The organism is Streptomyces sp. Y20, from assembly GCF_043195475.1.
Classification (GTDB): domain Bacteria; phylum Actinomycetota; class Actinomycetes; order Streptomycetales; family Streptomycetaceae; genus Streptomyces.
Window position 1 is genome coordinate 452,859 of sequence record NZ_JBIDDP010000002.1, and the last position, 14,607, is coordinate 467,465.

The following is a 14,607-nucleotide window of genomic DNA, read 5'->3' on the forward strand; positions in this document are numbered from 1 at the left end:
CACCATGAGCACCAGCACCACCGCCTCCGTGTCCACACACATCCTGGACACCTCCGCCGGCCGCCCCGCCGAGGGCGTCGCCGTCCTGCTCCGCGCCCGCGGTGGCGCGGCAGCCGACTGGCAGGCGCTCGGCGGCTCCGCGACCGACGCCGACGGCCGGTGCAAGGACCTGCCGGCGCTGCCGGAAGGGACGACCCACGTACGGCTCGACTTCGCCGTGGAGCCGTACTTCGAAGAGCAAGCCGCGAAGAAGCAAGCCGATGCGCAGCAGGACGCCCCCGCGAACCGGGACAGCGGACCCGGCGTGTTCTTCCCGGAGGTGGCGATCACGTTCGCCGTCGTACCCGGGGAGCACTACCACGTACCGCTGCTGCTCAACCCGTTCGGCTACTCCGTTTACCGAGGGAGCTAGCTACATGACCGACAATTCCCGCCCTGCCCGCCCTGTCATCCTGGGACAGAACCAGTACGGCAAGGCCGAGAACCGGGTCGTCAAGATCACGCGGGACGGCGCCACCCACCACATCAAGGACCTGAACGTCTCCGTCGCGCTGAGCGGCGACATGGAGGAGGTCCACTACTCCGGCTCCAACGCGAACGTCCTGCCGACCGACACCACCAAGAACACGGTGTTCGCGTTCGCCAAGGAGTACGGCATCGAGTCCGCCGAGCAGTTCGGCATCCACCTCGCCCGCCACTTCGTCACCTCGCAGGAGCCGATCAGGACCGCGCGGATCCGGATCGAGGAGTACGCCTGGGAGCGGATCGAGACCTCCGACGCCAACTCCAGGTTCATCGGTGCCGACGAGGTCAAGCACTCCTTCGTCCGCAAGAACCAGGAGACCCGCGTCACCCAGATCACCTACGACGGTGAGCGGTGGGAGGTCATCTCCGGCCTCAAGGACCTGGTCGTGATGAACTCGACCAACTCCGAGTTCTGGGGCTACGTCAAGGACAAGTACACCACCCTCCAGGAGGCGTACGACCGCATCCTGGCCACCCAGGTCTCCAGCCGCTGGCGGTTCAACTGGACCGACGACGAGCAGAAGGCGCCCCACTGGGAGAAGTCCTACGAGCAGGTCAAGAAGCACATGCTCCAGGCCTTCGCCGAGACCTACTCCCTCTCGTTGCAGCAGACGCTGTACCAGATGGGCTCGCGCATCATCAACAACCGCAGCGAGATCGACGAAGTGCGTTTCTCGCTGCCGAACAAGCACCACTTCCTCGTCGACCTGGAGCCGTTCGGGCTCAAGAACGACAACGAGGTCTACTTCGCCGCCGACCGGCCCTACGGCCTGATCGAGGCGACCATCCTCCGGGACGGCTGCGAGGCGAAGATCCCGGTCGACATGACCAACCTCTGACGCGGGACGCGCGCCCCCGGCCCCGCCACCAGGGCCGGGGGCGCGCCACACCGGAGGGAACGAAATGGCACAGCCTGCGAAGGGGCCCGCCACAGCCCCGTGTTCCACCCCGCCGGTGCACACCGAGGACGCCGTCACGTCCGTGCACCCGGTGGACGAGAAGCTCCGTCCGGCGCGGCTCGTCCCCGCCGCGCTCCAGCACATCGCCGCGATGTACGCGGGCGTTGTCACTCCTCCGCTCATCATCGGCCAGGCCTGCGGACTCGACATCGCGGCCCGCACCCGGCTCATCGCCGCCGGCCTGCTCATCGCCGGCGTCGCGACCATCCTCCAGACCATCGGGGTCAAGGGGCTCGTCGGCAACCGGCTGCCCTTCGTCAACGCCGCGTCCTCCGCCGGCATCGCCCCCATCCTCGCCATCGCCGAGGCCAACGGCCATGGCCACCAACTCCCCGCCATCTACGGCGCGGTGATGGTGGCCGGCGCCTTCTGCCTGGCCCTCGGCCCGTTCTTCGGCCGGCTGCTGCGCTTCTTCCCGCCGCTGGTCACCGGCGTCGTCATCACCTTGATCGGCGTCACCCTGATGCCCGTCCCGGTGAGCTGGGCGCAGGGCGGTGACGCGACCGCCGCCGACTTCGGCGCCATGCGCCACCTCGCGCTGGCCGGATTCACCCTCGCCGTCATCCTGGTGATCCAGCGCTTCGGCAGGGGATTCGTCCGGCAGGTCGCCCTGCTGCTCGGGCTGCTCGTGGGCACCCTCGCCGCGATCCCCTTCGGCATGGCCGACTTCACGGGCCTGCGGTCCGCGCCCGTCGCCGCCCTCCCCACCCCGTTCGCCTTCGGCGCCCCCGAGTTCCAGCCCGCGGCCATCCTCTCCCTGTGCATCGTGATGCTGGTGCTGATGACCGAGAGTTCCGCGGGCATGCTCGCCCTCGGCGAGATCTGCGACCGCCGCGCCGGCGCCAGGACCATCACCCGCGGCCTGCGCACCGACGGCCTCGCCACCCTGCTCGGCCCCGTCTTCGGCGGCTTCCCCACCTCCGCCTTCGCCCAGAACGTCGGCGTCGTCTCCCTCACCCGGGTACGCAGCCGCTACGTCGTCGCCGTCGCCGGCGCCACCCTGCTCGTCCTCGGCGCCTTCCCGGTCCTCGGCGCCGTCGTCTCCCTGGTGCCCATGCCGGTCCTCGGCGGCGCGGGCATCGTGCTGTTCGGCTCCATCGCCGTCAGCGGCATCCGTACGCTGTCCGAGGCGGGCCTGGACGACAGCTCCAATATCATCCTCGTGGCCGTGGCACTCGGCGCCGGCATCATCCCGCTGGCCGCCCCCGCCTTCTACGCCGGTTTCCCGGCCTGGGCGCAGACCGTGCTCGGCTCCGGCATCAGCGCCGGCGCCCTCGTCGCGGTCCTGCTCAACCTGTTCTTCCACCATCTCGGCACCCGGAGCCGCGGGCCGGCCCCGGTACTCAAATCCTCCTAGGGTCCTGCCGTGCCCTCCCCGTGGACCCCTCCCCGGCCACGGGCCGCCACTGAAAGACAAGGAAGCACCATGGCAGCACCGGCAGCCCAGCGCACCGTCATCGAGAACTGTGCCATCGCCACCGTGGACGCGGGCGGCACCGAGTACGCCTCCGGGCACCTCGTCCTCACCGGCAACCGGATCGAGTCGGTCGGCGCGGGGCGGGCCCCCGAAAGCCTGCAGAACGTGGTGCGCCGCATCGACGGCACCGGCCACCTGGCCACCCCCGGCCTGGTCAACACCCACCACCACTTCTACCAGTGGATCACCCGGGGCCTCGCCACCGACCACAACCTGTTCGACTGGCTGGTCGCGCTCTACCCCACCTGGGCGCGCATCGACGAGCAGATGACGTACACCGCGGCCCAGGGGTCCCTCGCCATGATGGCCCGCGGCGGTGTCACCACCGCCATGGACCACCACTACGTCCACCCGCACGGCTCCGGCGACCTGTCCGGCTCGATCATCCGGGCCGCCGCCGAACTGGGTGTCCGCTTCACGCTGGCCCGCGGCTCCATGGACCGCAGCGAGAAGGACGGCGGCCTGCCGCCGGACTTCGCGGTCGAGACCCTGGAGGGCGCCCTCGCCGCGACCGAGGAGACCGTCCGCACGCACCACGACGCCTCCTTCGACGCCATGACGCAGGTGGCCGTCGCCCCCTGCTCCCCGTTCTCCGTCTCCACCGAACTCATGCGTGAGGGCGCCGAACTGGCCCGCCGACTCGGCGTACGCCTGCACACCCACGGCTCCGAGACGGTGGAGGAGGAGAAGTTCTGCCACGAACTTTTCGGCATGGGCCCCACCGACTACTTCGAGTCCACCGGCTGGCTCGGCGAGGACGTGTGGATGGCGCACTGCGTCCACATGAGCGACTCCGACATCGCCGCCTTCGCCCGCACGGGGACCGGCGTCGCCCACTGCCCCTCCTCCAACGCCCGCCTCGCCGCCGGCATCGCCCGCGTCCCCGACATGCTCCGGGCGGGCGTCCCTGTCGGCCTCGGCGTCGACGGCACCGCCTCCAACGAGTCCGGCGAACTCCACACCGAACTGCGCAACGCCCTGCTGATCAACCGCCTCGGCGCCCACCGCGAGGCCGCGCTGAACGCCCGCCAGGCCCTGCGGCTCGGCACCCACGGCGGCGCCCGGGTCCTCGGCCGGGCCGGGCAGATCGGCTCCCTGGAGCCCGGCAAGCTGGCCGACCTGGTGCTGTGGAAGATGGACACCCTCGCCCACGCCTCCATCGCCGACCCGGTGACCGCGCTGGTTCTCGGCGCCGCCGCCCCGGTGACCGCCTCCTTCGTCAACGGCCGGCAGATCGTCGAGAACGGCCGCCTGCTCACCGCCGACGAGGACACCATCGCCGTCTCCACCCGCGACGAGGCCCGGCGCCTCGCCCGCATCGCCGCGCAGGGCTGACCACCGCGGCACCCGGACCGGCCGTAGTACGGCCGGTCCGCCATACACCTCCGGCCGGAGGGGACGGCTTCCGGCCGGAGCCGTGGATCCGAGCGGGATCCACGGCCGGCCGCCTCCGGGGTGCGTGCGGACGCGCGCGCCCCGGAGCGGTCACCGCCGCACCGCTCACGCCCCACCCCCGTCACGGTCCCGCACGACCACACGCACCACCTCCATGAAACCCGCGTCTGTGACGACGTGTTACCCGCCCGGAGGAGCAGCCGTGGCCGCCCATCCTGTTGACGAGAAACTCCCCGCCCTCAAAATGGCGACCAGCGGCCTGCAGCACGTGGCCGCCATGTACGCCGGAGTCGTCGCCCCACCCCTGATCGTCGGCGCGGCCATCGGCCTGTCCGCCACCGACCTGACCTTCCTCACCGGCGCCTGCCTGTTCACCGCGGGCCTCGCCACCATCCTCCAGACGCTGGGCATAGGAAAGATCGGCGCCCGGCTGCCCTTCGTCAACGGTGTCACCTTCGCCGGTGTCGCCCCCATGACGGCGGTGGTCGCCTCCACCAAGGACAAGACGGACGCCCTGCCGGTCATCTTCGGCGCGGTCATCGTCGCCGGCCTCCTCGGCTTCCTGGCCGCTCCCGTCTTTTGCAAAGCCGTCCGCTTCTTCCCGCCCGTCGTCACCGGATCCGTGATCACCCTGATCGGCGTATCCCTGCTGCCGGTCGCCTTCGGCTGGGCCCAGGGACCCGATCCCCGGGCGCACGACTACGGTTCGACGACCTACCTGACCCTCGCCGGCATCACCCTGGCCATCGTCCTGCTGCTGCGCCGCTTCACCCGCGGTTTCGTCAAGCAGATCGCCGTCCTGCTCGGCCTGGTCACCGGCACGCTGATCGCCATCCCCTTCGGCGTGACCGACTTCGGCCCCGTCGCCCATGCCGACGTGGTCGGCTTCCCGACCCCGTTCCACTTCGGCGCCCCCCAGTTCCAGCTCGCCGCCGTCCTCTCGCTGTGCGTGGTGATGGTGGTCTCGATGACCGAGTCGACCGCCGACATGCTGGCCCTCGGCGAGATCGTCGAACGCCCCGCCGACGAGAAGACGATCGCGGCCGGCCTGCGCGCCGACACCCTCGGCTCCGCCCTCAGCCCGTTCTTCAACGGCTTCATGTGCAGCGCGTTCGCCCAGAACATCGGCCTGGTCGCGATGACGCGCATCCGCAGCCGGTACGTCGTCGCCACCGGCGGCGGCTTCCTGGTCCTCATGGGCCTGTGTCCCATGGCCGCCTCGCTCATCGCGGTCGTACCCCGGCCGGTCCTCGGCGGCGCCGGCGTCGTCCTGTTCGGCTCGGTCGCCGCGAGCGGCATCCAGACCCTGGTCCGGGCCGGCCTGGACCGGGACAACAACGTCCTGATCGTCGCCGTGTCCCTCGCGGTCGGCATCATCCCGATCACCGCGCCGGAGTTCTACCACGCGTTCCCCGAGACGGCGAGGATCGTCCTCGACTCGGGCATCTCCACCGGCTGCGTCTCCGCCGTCGTGCTCAACCTCCTCTTCAACCACCTCGGCAAGGGCCACGAGGCCCAGGACGTCACCCACCCGATGGAGGCGGGGGAGGAGATAGCCGCCGCCCGCTGAACCGGACGGCCATCCGCGCGCGGGGCCGGGGGAGACGGGGCCGACCCGTCTCCCCCGGCCAGGCCGTCACCCGTCGACGGTCACAACCCGAACAGGGCCGGTTCGGCCGCGAGATGCTTGAACACCCCGCCCGGATCGGCGACCAGCTTTCTGGCCGTCAGGTCGAGCAGACCGGTGACCGCGGTGACCTCGGCCGCCACCGTGCCGTCCGTCCTGCGGATCTCCTGGAGGATCCGGAACGTCTTGCCGCCGCCCCACTCGAACACGCAGGTGACGTCTATCTCGTCACCGGCGAGCAGCTCACGGCGGTAGCGGATGGTCGTCTCCAGCGCCACCGGGCCGACACCGTGACCGAGCAGCCGGGCCTGGGTGATCCCGGCCGCGCTCAGCAGGGACCAGCGGGCGTGTTCCGCGTAGTTGACGTACACCGCCTGGTTGACGTGGCCCTGGGCGTCGGTCTCGTAACCACGGACGCTCACCCGCACGGAAAACGGTTCGGACACTGCTCGCCCCTCTCGCGTTCGCACTCCGGACACACCGATCCTGGCACGCCGCTCAGACCCGGCGGGGCGAGGCCAGCAGATAGCGCACCCCCGTGCGCGGCTCGCTGTACTCGCCCGCCTGCCACCCGGCCCGCTCCAAGGTGGCCGCGCAGGCCGCCAGGGTCGGCGGGTCCGGCGCGTACACCGCGACCGCCTCCGGCTGCGGGGTCGCCCGCACCCGGTAACCGTCTTCGTCCCCGCCCGCCGGACGGTGCCCGGCCGCCTCCAGGGCGAGCGCCGCCGCCCGCACCAGATGCGCCCGCTCCCAGCCGCACGGCCGGTCCACCGCGCCGTCCGCACTGGTCATCCGGCGCAGCTCCAGCAACCCCTGCCAGGCGCCGCGCACCTCACGCAGCCGGGCCGGGCCGGACGCGGGCGGCTCCTCCTCGCCGCCGACCCGGGCAGCGAACACCCCGGTGTCCGCCACGGGTGCGGCCGGCACCTCGGGCACCGCCTCCCGTATCCGGTGGCCGGCCGGGGTCAGGAAGTGGTCGTGCGGCGGCCGGGGATGCCGGAAGGCCAGCCCCTGCCTCACCAGCGCCGCGAGCTGGGACTCCGTACCACGCAGCCGGCCGGTGACCGGATCGGCGGCCTCGATCACGCGGCGCTGCGCGGCGGTGGGCGGTCGGGTCACGGGACGCTCCTTCCGGGGCCGGCGGGGCAGGGGGCCGTCAGGGTGGACCGGCCTCCTCGCAGAGTACGGGCCGGGTCCGACAACGGCCCGGGCGGAGGGCGCCCGCGCGCAAGGTGTCCCCGCGCGCGCCGCCGCCCGCATCCCGTACGCGCGACGCCCCCCTTACTCCGGGGGCCGGATGTTCCACTCCGCCACCACCGGCCGCCCGTGCTCCGTGCCGAGCCGGCACAGTGCCCCCGTCGCCAGCTGGAACAGCGCGCCCTGCCGGGGCGAAAGGCCCAGCCGGCGGGCGGTGAGGACGCGGAGGAAGTGGCCGTGGGCGATCAGGACGACGGTTCCCTCGGTGCCGGCGAGGGCGGCGTCGGCCCTGGCCAGGATCCGGTCGGCGCGCTCTCCGACCTGCTCCGGGGTCTCGCCCGGGTGGTCCGGCGGCCCGGGCACGACGCCGTCCGTGAAGAGGAACCAGCCGGGCCGGTGCCGCTGGATCTGAGCGGTGGTCACGCCCTCGTAGCCGCCGTAGTCCCATTCGCGCAGGTCACCGTCGACAGAAGCGTCCGGGACGCCGATGAGCCGGGCGGTCTCCCGGGCCCGGCACAGGGGGCTGACGAAGGACGCCGCGACCTTGTGCGAGCGGAGCAGCGGCGCCAGCCGGCGTGCCTCGTCCCGCCCGTGGCCCGTGAGGGGCACGTCGGTCGAGCCGGTGTGCCGGCCGGTCCGCGACCACTCGGTCTCACCGTGCCGGACGAGGAGGAGGTCACCCATGACGGCACGGTGCCACAGGGCCGCCACCGCCCGCAGGACGGACTGCGCCAGACGGCCGCCCTCCGGACCCCCGGCGGGGTCTGCGGCGCGGGCGCCGCGGCCGTCGACGGGGGTGATCTTCGAAGAAGCACGGGAAACGGGCCGGCCGGCTACTGCCGGTACCCGCTGAGGAACCGTCCGATCCGGCCGATCGCCGCCTCCAGGTCGTCGGCGTACGGCAGGGTGAGGATGCGGAAGTGGTCGGGGGAGGGCCAGTTGAAGCCAGTGCCCTGCACGACCTGGATCTTCTCGCGGAGCAGCAGGTCCAGGACGAACTTCTCGTCGTCGTGGATGCGGTGCACCTTGGGGTCCAGGCGTGGGAACGCGTACAGCGCGCCCTTGGGTTTGACGCAGGACACGCCGGGGATCTCGTTGAGCTTCTCCCAGGCCACGGTCCGCTGTTCGTGCAGCCGGCCGCCGGGCACGGTCAGGTCGCGGATGGACTGGCGTCCGCCGAGCGCGGCCTGGATGGCGTACTGCGCGGGCGCGTTGGGGCACAGCCGCATGGAGGCCAGCATGGTCAGGCCCTCCAGGTAGTCCTTCGCGTGCTGCTTCGGTCCGGTGACCACCAGCCAGCCGGAGCGGAAGCCCGCCACGCGGTAGGTCTTGGACAGGCCGCAGAAGGTGAGGACGACCAGGTCGGGGGCGAGGGCGGCGGCCGAGTGGTGGACGGCGCCGTCGTACAGGATCTGGTCGTAGATCTCGTCGGCGAACACCATCAGGCCGTGCCGTCGGGCGAGGTCGAGGATGCCCTCGACGACCTCCTTCGGATAGACCGCGCCGGTCGGGTTGTTGGGGTTGATGATGACCACGGCCTTGGTCCGGTCCGTGATCTTGGCGGCCATGTCGGCCAGATCCGGGTTCCAGTCGGCCTGTTCGTCGCACAGGTAGTGGACGGCCTTGCCGCCGGCCAGGGTGGTGACGGCCGTCCAGAGCGGGAAGTCCGGTGCCGGGATGAGGACTTCGTCACCGTCCTCGACCAGCGCCTGGACGGCCATGGTGACCAGCTCCGAGACGCCGTTGCCCAGGTACACGTCGTCCACGCCGACGTCCAGGCCGAGGGTCTGGTAGCGCTGGGCCACCGCGCGGCGGGCGGAGAGGACACCGCGGGAGTCCGTGTAGCCGTGGGCCTGCGGCAGCATCCGGATCATGTCCTGGATGATCTCCTCCGGCGCCTCGAAGCCGAAGGCCGCGGGGTTGCCGGTGTTCAGGCGCAGCACACTGTGCCCCGCCTCCTCCAGCGCGTTGGCGTGCTCGATCACCGGGCCGCGGATCTCGTAGCAGACCTCGCTGAGCTTGTTCGACTGCCGGAACTCCATGCGCCCCTCCGGGAACTCGTGTTACTTGGTTTTACCAAGTGTGCGCTTGGAAAGTCCAACAACATGTCTAGACTGCGTCGCATGCCACCTCGCCGAAGCTACGACCAGTACTGCTCCGCGGCCCGTGCGCTCGACCTCGTCGGCGACCGCTGGACCCTGCTGATCGTCCGGGAACTGCTCGCCGGCCCCCGCCGCTACACGGACCTGCACGCGGACCTGCCCGGCGTGAGCACGGACGTCCTCGCCTCCCGGCTGAAGGACATGGAACGGGACGGGCTCACCACCAGGCGGCGGCTGCCCCCGCCGGGCGCGGCGTACGTGTACGAGATCACGGACCGCGGGCGGCGGCTGCTGCCGGTGTTGCAGGCGCTGGGCAGCTGGGGCGAGGCCGAGCTGGGGGAGCGGCGCCCGACCGACGCGGTCCGCGCGCACTGGTTCGCGCTGCCGTTGCTGCGCGCGCTGGAGGGCGAGGGCACGGTCGAAGTGTGCCTGGAGGAAGGCGACTTCCATCTGCGGGTCGGCGCCGGGACCGGGCCGGTGTACGGCGACGGGCCCGCGCCCGGTGAGCCCGCGGCGCGGCTGACGATGGACGCGGCGACCTGCGAGGCCCTCGCCCGGGGCGAGATCGGCCTGCCGGAGGCGGTACGGGAGGGACGGGTGACGGTGACCGGCGACGGCACCCTCGCCAAGGCGCTCCGGAACGCGTGACGCACGCCGCGGCCCCGGAGGCGATCCGCGGGTCCCGGAGGCAACCAACGGCCCCCGCCGCGGTCACCCGCGGCCCCCGCCGCAAAGTGAAAGGCCCGCCGGTGGGCGGGCCTTCACACGGAACGGGTCACACGTTGGGCGGTACCCGGGACGGCCGCCCCGGCCCGCGGGTCAGCACGTACCCGCCGATGCCGGCGAGCGCGGCCAGCACGCCGCCGATCGCGGTCCACACCCAGCGGTCGGACCACCAGCCCGACGACCAGCCGTCGTCCGAACCGAAGCTGGACAGCACCGCCGCCTTCGAACCACCCTTGTCCTCCTCGGCCTTGACGGCGATCCCGGGGACGAGCGGCTTGCCCAGCGAACCGTCCACGGCGGCCGCGCCGCCGATGTCCTTGGTGTCGACGCGCACCTCGGCGCTCACCGGCTGCCCGAGGTCGGAGGCGCCGAGGTCCACCACGGTCAGCCGCACGTAGTACGTGCCCGGCAGCGGGTCGTCGGCCCACGGCTCCGACCAGCCCCGCACCGTGCGCAGCACGCAGGCCAGTTCGACCGATCCGGTGCCCTGCGCGGCGGTTCGGGTCTGGGCGCCGTACTGGCAGGCCTGCCGGCGCCGCAGCCCGTCGTACACGTCGATCTGCCACGCCTGGGAGCCGTGCGTGCCGGGCAGTTTCACGGTCGCCCGGACGGTGGGGCGCTGCCCGGTGTCCGCCGGGAACGACCAGTAGAGGTAGTCACCGGTGGAGCCGGACGCGGTGGCCCGCTGCCCCTGCTCGATCTCCGTCGCCGTACGGAAGGACGTGCCCGCCCGAGTGGGTGCCTTGCCGTCGCCGGAGGCGGACGGGGACGGCGAGGAGTCGGCGGCGGCCGGCCCGGCGGCCAGCCCCAGCGCCAGCAGCGTGGCGCCCAGCACACGTGTGATACGCATCAGTTCGTCCTCCAGACGGCGACCCGCCAGCGTGACAGCCAGCCCCACAGCAGACCTGCCAGGAAGCCGACGAGCACCAGCGCGCCCAGCAGCCACCAGCCGCGGCCGAGACCGAAGGAGGCCACGTCGTGATGGCCCGACGGCCCGTCCACGACGTCCACGGTCAGCTCCAGCGGCAGGCCCGGCGTGGTCTTCACGCCCGCGGCGGCCGAGAAGGAGTTGGTGACCTGGAGGCACACCGTCTCCGCCGGCGCCGCGTCGTCGTCGCTGTCCGGCCTGGGATAGCGCAGGCCCGTGGAGATGACGTCCGTCCGGCCGGTGCCGGCGGCCTCGCCGCGCACGATCTCGCGCCCGTGCACGGTCACCGCCCGCAGCAGCACCCCGTAGTCGGGGTGGACGGCCCGGTCGTCGGCCACGCTCACCGAGGCGCGCAGCTCCTGGCCGGGCCGCACGTCCACCCGGTACCAGCGCTGCTGCCCGAACTCCTCACGGTCGGTGTACAGCCCGGACTTCAGCGCCGGCGCCTTCGCGCACCGCGCCGCGCCCTCGGTCGCCACCGGCGTGACCGCCGGATCGGCCGCCCGGTCCACCAGATCCCCGACCCGGTCGGTCAGCTCCTCCTTGTGCCGTACGGAGGTGTAGGTGCCGCCGGTCGCGTCCGCGATGCAGCTGAGCTGGTCGCGGGTCTTCGCGTCGGGCACCAGGCCCAGGGTGTCGATCGTCAGCCCGATGCCCTTGGCGGCTATCTCCCGGGCCACCTCGCACGGGTCGAGCGGCTGGCAGGTGTCCTCGCCGTCACTGATCAGCACGATACGGCGGGTGCCGTCACCGCCGTTCAGGTCGGCCGCCGCCTTCAGCAGCGCGGGTCCGATCGGCGTCCAGCCGGTCGGCGCCAGCGTGGCCACGGCCGTCTTCGCGTCGGTACGGTCCAGCGGGCCGACCGGGTACAGCTGCTCGGTGTCCTTGCAGCCCTCCTGGCGGTCGTTGCCGCGGTAGTTGGCGCCGAGGGTGCGGATACCGAGCCGGACCTCCTCCGGGGTCGCGTCCAGCACCTCGTCGAACGCCTGCTTCGCCGCGGCCATGCGGGTGCCGCCGTCGATGTCGCGGGTGCGCATGGAACCGCTGACGTCCAGCACCAGTTCGACCTTGGGAGCGGCCTGCTCCGTCTCGTCGGCGACCGCGCCGGCGGGGAACGCGATCCCGGCCGTCAGGGCGGCGAGCAGAGCGCAGACGCCCGCCGCCAGCCGTTGTCTTCTGATCATCGCCGGATCCTATTGATCAGACCGGCCGGACTCCAAAACGCCGGGCGGCCGTTGCCGCCGTAAGCCCCGCCGCGCTCACCGCCCGCCGTCCGGCGCTCCCGTCCCGAACACCCCCGCCAGCCGGGCCCGGTACAGCGCGGCGACCGTGAAGCCGTCGGTGATCCGCCCGTCGGCCACCATCTCCTCCGCCTCGGCCGCCGTCACCGTGATCGCCCGGCGGATCGCCTCGCCCCGCTCGACCTCGCCGACACCGTCCACACGCGCCGCGTACAGGGCGACCTTGTGTCCGAGCAGACCGGTGTCCGGGTGCAGTTCGCCGAGCGGGAACACCGCCGTCGGCGTGGCCAAGATCTCCTCCCGCAGCTCCCTGGTGACGTTCTGCTCGGGTGTGGCCCCCGGATCCCCGAAGCCCCGCACCACCTCCCAGTGCCGGTCCCTGGTCGCGTGACGGTGGTGCTCGATCAGCACCACCTTCGCCTCGGGGCCGGCCAGCGGCAGGACCACCACGCCGGCGGACGCACCCGGGGGCGGCATGATCCGGTCGTACAGGCCGAGGCGGCCGTCGGGGAAGCGCACCGGATCACGCAGGTACCACAGGTAGCGCCCGGCCGACACCACACCGGCCGGGACCGGCCGCAGCGCGGCCCGCAGCCGTGCCCACAGAGTCCCGAACGCCCCGCCGTCCGCGTCCTGCCGGACGGGGGCCGTCCGGCGCCGGGCGTCGCGGATCAGCGCCGGGTCCGTGAGGATTCTGACACCCCCGGGATCGTCGCGGAACCACTCCGGCACCTCCCGGCGCAGGGACTCGTACCGGTTCATCGGGGACTCGGCAGACTGTGCAAGGGCGTACTCCGGGTCAGTATTCGGGCAGGTCTTCGTTGTCCTGGGTGGTCGTCGACGCGGTGCCCGTCGTGGCCGGGCCCCCCGCGTCCCGATAGCCGGGCAGACGCCGCACCAGGTCGTGGAACTGCGCCCATTCTCCTTCACTGGCCAGCCGTACGCCGGCGATCTCACGGGCGAACCGCTGCTCCTGCCGGCCGGCCAAGCGGTTGCGCAGCACCAGCTGCACCGAGCCGGTCAGTGAACCGCTCACCGTCAGCGGCACCACCGAACCGGCCACCTCCCAGATGTCATTGCCGCTGACCGCCGTGAACACGGCCGCGCCCACGGTGACGACGACCTCGACCACCGGACGCCAGGCGGCCGACCGTGCCTGCCGCCGCTCCCGCGCCAGCTTCAGGATCTCCGAGTTGAGCCGGACGTAGCAGTCGAAGACCTGTCCGGCGCCGTCGTGGAAGGCTTCCGGGGCGGCGGTCAGCGCGCCGAACGCTTCGATGTAGGCGTTCCAGACGGGGCTCTGCCGCAGCCGCCAGATGTCGTGCAGGGTCAGGTCGTTCACCGCCCGGGGCGTCAACCGGTCCTGCACCGCGGCGAACGACTGCCGCCGCAGGAACGTCACCAGCTGCTCCGGGTCCTGGACCACGCCGACGGTGGAGGCCCTCGCCTCGCGGGCCTCCTGGAGCACCACCCGCCGCAGACTGCCGACCGGCGTGAGGGGGTAACGGCCGAGGGCGTCGGCCAGGTTGACGTTGTAGATCAGGTCCAGCAGCTGCTTTATCTCCGCGGCGAACGGCTTGTCGCGGTCGTACCTGCCCTCGGCGACGTTCGTCCCGGGGACGGACACGAACTCCTCGTACAGGGTGTTGCGGACGACCTGTTGTCTGCGCACGCGGCGACTGTTGCTGAACCCGACCACTTCGCCGAGGCGTTCGCCGAACCGGTCGGTGTCCTCGCGGGCCACACCGACCTGGGCGGCGAGCACGTCGATGTCCTTGGCGGTGAGTCCCTGGACCTTCTCCGTGAACGGCTGGTACAGCCGGATCATGGTGCGGTCGCGGTTCTCCCGGTCGCCCGGGGAGTCGTCCCAGGACATGCGCACACAGCGCACCCGGTCCCCGGCGGGCATGCCCGCCAGCGTCTCCTGCCACGCGCTGAACCCGTCGCGCCGTACGTGGAGATGGGCGGGCGGCTCCTCCGCCGGATGCCGTTCGTTCAGGAGGAAGGGGACGATGGCTCCGGAGGCGAGGAGCCTGCGGTGCGCCGCGCGGGCCTCCCCCTCCTCCACGAGGTCCCGGCTGATCGCGTCGTTGTTGTAGAAGTAGGCGCGGTTGATGACGACCTGGCTGGCGTTGATGAGGCTGCGGAAGTACTCGGCCCGGACCTCCCGGACGCGTTGCCGGCTCACCTGGTCCAGGGACCGGCCGTGTTCGATCATCTTCCTGGTGAGCTGTGCGGGAACCCACTGGTTGTCCAGCGATTGCGCGATCACGGCGCCCGGGTCCAGCTGTTCGGGCTGGATCGGCGACATCAGGTTGTCAATGCAGTCGGCGTCAGTCATCTGCGGCTCTCGGGGTTCTCGTGTCCGGGCTGGCACCCCAGGGGTACACGTCCGGGCGACGGGCGTGAGGCCAACGCGGTTCTTCCGCC

General features: G+C 72.1%; 14 protein-coding genes. 6 read left to right on the forward strand and 8 right to left on the reverse strand.

Translation table 11 applies throughout. The features are described from left to right. Positions 1-4 precede the first annotated feature (4 nt). From uraH to ACGFT1_RS07045, 5 genes are all read left to right on the forward strand, one after another. Positions 5-412: a hydroxyisourate hydrolase gene (gene uraH / locus ACGFT1_RS07025; protein ID WP_373908000.1), complete on the forward strand. Its 408-nt coding sequence runs from the start codon at positions 5-7 to the stop codon at positions 410-412. 4 nt (positions 413-416) lie between these two features. Next, positions 417-1,364, forward strand: a complete 948-nt coding sequence (gene pucL, locus ACGFT1_RS07030) for a factor-independent urate hydroxylase (RefSeq protein ID WP_373908001.1) — start codon at positions 417-419, stop codon at positions 1,362-1,364. Positions 1,365-1,428: 64 nt separating this feature from the next. Continuing rightward, on the forward strand, positions 1,429-2,841 hold the full coding sequence (locus tag ACGFT1_RS07035; protein WP_373908002.1) for a nucleobase:cation symporter-2 family protein: 1,413 nt from the start codon (positions 1,429-1,431) through the stop codon (positions 2,839-2,841). Between the two features lie 69 nt (positions 2,842-2,910). Continuing rightward, positions 2,911-4,296 carry an 8-oxoguanine deaminase gene (locus tag ACGFT1_RS07040; RefSeq protein WP_373908003.1) on the forward strand — a complete coding sequence of 462 codons (1,386 nt, stop codon included), beginning with the start codon at positions 2,911-2,913 and terminating at the stop codon, positions 4,294-4,296. A 214-nt stretch (positions 4,297-4,510) separates the two neighbouring features. Continuing rightward, positions 4,511-5,926: a nucleobase:cation symporter-2 family protein gene (locus ACGFT1_RS07045; protein ID WP_373908004.1), complete on the forward strand. Its 1,416-nt coding sequence runs from the start codon at positions 4,511-4,513 to the stop codon at positions 5,924-5,926. Between the two features lie 80 nt (positions 5,927-6,006). Here the strand turns inward: ACGFT1_RS07045 and ACGFT1_RS07050 are convergent, their stop codons facing one another. The 4 genes from ACGFT1_RS07050 to ACGFT1_RS07065 all read right to left on the reverse strand — a co-directional run bounded on the left by ACGFT1_RS07050 (position 6,007) and on the right by ACGFT1_RS07065 (position 9,222). Beyond that, positions 6,007-6,429 carry an acyl-CoA thioesterase gene (locus ACGFT1_RS07050; RefSeq protein WP_373908005.1) on the reverse strand — a complete coding sequence of 141 codons (423 nt, stop codon included), beginning with the start codon at positions 6,427-6,429 and terminating at the stop codon, positions 6,007-6,009. Positions 6,430-6,481: 52 nt separating this feature from the next. Continuing rightward, positions 6,482-7,102 carry a hypothetical protein gene (locus tag ACGFT1_RS07055; protein WP_373908006.1) on the reverse strand — a complete coding sequence of 207 codons (621 nt, stop codon included), beginning with the start codon at positions 7,100-7,102 and terminating at the stop codon, positions 6,482-6,484. A 162-nt stretch (positions 7,103-7,264) separates the two neighbouring features. Then, a complete protein-coding gene (locus ACGFT1_RS07060) occupies positions 7,265-7,864 on the reverse strand; it encodes a histidine phosphatase family protein (RefSeq protein ID WP_373908007.1) in 600 nt (199 codons plus the stop codon). A 149-nt stretch (positions 7,865-8,013) separates the two neighbouring features. Continuing rightward, positions 8,014-9,222, reverse strand: coding sequence for a pyridoxal phosphate-dependent aminotransferase (locus ACGFT1_RS07065; RefSeq protein WP_373908008.1), 1,209 nt, complete (start codon positions 9,220-9,222; stop codon positions 8,014-8,016). 81 nt (positions 9,223-9,303) lie between these two features. On the opposite strand from ACGFT1_RS07065, the gene ACGFT1_RS07070 reads away from it, so the two are divergent. Further along, entirely contained in the window at positions 9,304-9,930 is a 627-nt protein-coding gene (locus tag ACGFT1_RS07070; RefSeq protein WP_373908009.1) for a winged helix-turn-helix transcriptional regulator, read from the forward strand. A gap of 127 nt (positions 9,931-10,057) precedes the next feature. Here ACGFT1_RS07070 and ACGFT1_RS07075 read toward each other — a convergent pair whose 3' ends face one another. From ACGFT1_RS07075 to ACGFT1_RS07090, 4 genes are all read right to left on the reverse strand, one after another. Further along, positions 10,058-10,858 carry a hypothetical protein gene (locus ACGFT1_RS07075; RefSeq protein ID WP_373908010.1) on the reverse strand — a complete coding sequence of 267 codons (801 nt, stop codon included), beginning with the start codon at positions 10,856-10,858 and terminating at the stop codon, positions 10,058-10,060. Continuing rightward, a complete protein-coding gene (locus tag ACGFT1_RS07080; protein ID WP_373908011.1) occupies positions 10,858-12,120 on the reverse strand; it encodes a VWA domain-containing protein in 1,263 nt (420 codons plus the stop codon). The genes ACGFT1_RS07075 and ACGFT1_RS07080 overlap by 1 nt, the downstream gene beginning before the upstream one ends. A gap of 75 nt (positions 12,121-12,195) precedes the next feature. Continuing rightward, positions 12,196-12,939, reverse strand: a complete 744-nt coding sequence (locus tag ACGFT1_RS07085) for an NUDIX hydrolase (protein ID WP_373908012.1) — start codon at positions 12,937-12,939, stop codon at positions 12,196-12,198. A gap of 37 nt (positions 12,940-12,976) precedes the next feature. Further along, complete coding sequence (locus tag ACGFT1_RS07090) at positions 12,977-14,518, reverse strand: hypothetical protein (RefSeq protein WP_373908013.1); 1,542 nt, start codon at positions 14,516-14,518, stop codon at positions 12,977-12,979. Positions 14,519-14,607: the final 89 nt, after the last annotated feature.

What these genes read in the sequence shown, in the direction of transcription:
- uraH (WP_373908000.1), top strand. Translation starts at nt 5, where the DNA reads ATGAGCACCAGCACCACCGCCTCCGTGTCCACACACATCCTGGACACC.
- pucL (WP_373908001.1), top strand. Translation starts at nt 417, where the DNA reads ATGACCGACAATTCCCGCCCTGCCCGCCCTGTCATCCTGGGACAGAAC.
- ACGFT1_RS07035 (WP_373908002.1), top strand. Translation starts at nt 1,429, where the DNA reads ATGGCACAGCCTGCGAAGGGGCCCGCCACAGCCCCGTGTTCCACCCCG.
- ACGFT1_RS07040 (WP_373908003.1), top strand. Translation starts at nt 2,911, where the DNA reads ATGGCAGCACCGGCAGCCCAGCGCACCGTCATCGAGAACTGTGCCATC.
- ACGFT1_RS07045 (WP_373908004.1), top strand. Translation starts at nt 4,511, where the DNA reads ATGAAACCCGCGTCTGTGACGACGTGTTACCCGCCCGGAGGAGCAGCC.
- ACGFT1_RS07060 (WP_373908007.1), bottom strand. Translation starts at nt 7,864, where the DNA reads ATGGGTGACCTCCTCCTCGTCCGGCACGGTGAGACCGAGTGGTCGCGG.
- ACGFT1_RS07065 (WP_373908008.1), bottom strand. Translation starts at nt 9,222, where the DNA reads ATGGAGTTCCGGCAGTCGAACAAGCTCAGCGAGGTCTGCTACGAGATC.
- ACGFT1_RS07070 (WP_373908009.1), top strand. Translation starts at nt 9,304, where the DNA reads ATGCCACCTCGCCGAAGCTACGACCAGTACTGCTCCGCGGCCCGTGCG.
- ACGFT1_RS07075 (WP_373908010.1), bottom strand. Translation starts at nt 10,858, where the DNA reads ATGCGTATCACACGTGTGCTGGGCGCCACGCTGCTGGCGCTGGGGCTG.
- ACGFT1_RS07080 (WP_373908011.1), bottom strand. Translation starts at nt 12,120, where the DNA reads ATGATCAGAAGACAACGGCTGGCGGCGGGCGTCTGCGCTCTGCTCGCC.
- ACGFT1_RS07085 (WP_373908012.1), bottom strand. Translation starts at nt 12,939, where the DNA reads ATGAACCGGTACGAGTCCCTGCGCCGGGAGGTGCCGGAGTGGTTCCGC.
- ACGFT1_RS07090 (WP_373908013.1), bottom strand. Translation starts at nt 14,518, where the DNA reads ATGACTGACGCCGACTGCATTGACAACCTGATGTCGCCGATCCAGCCC.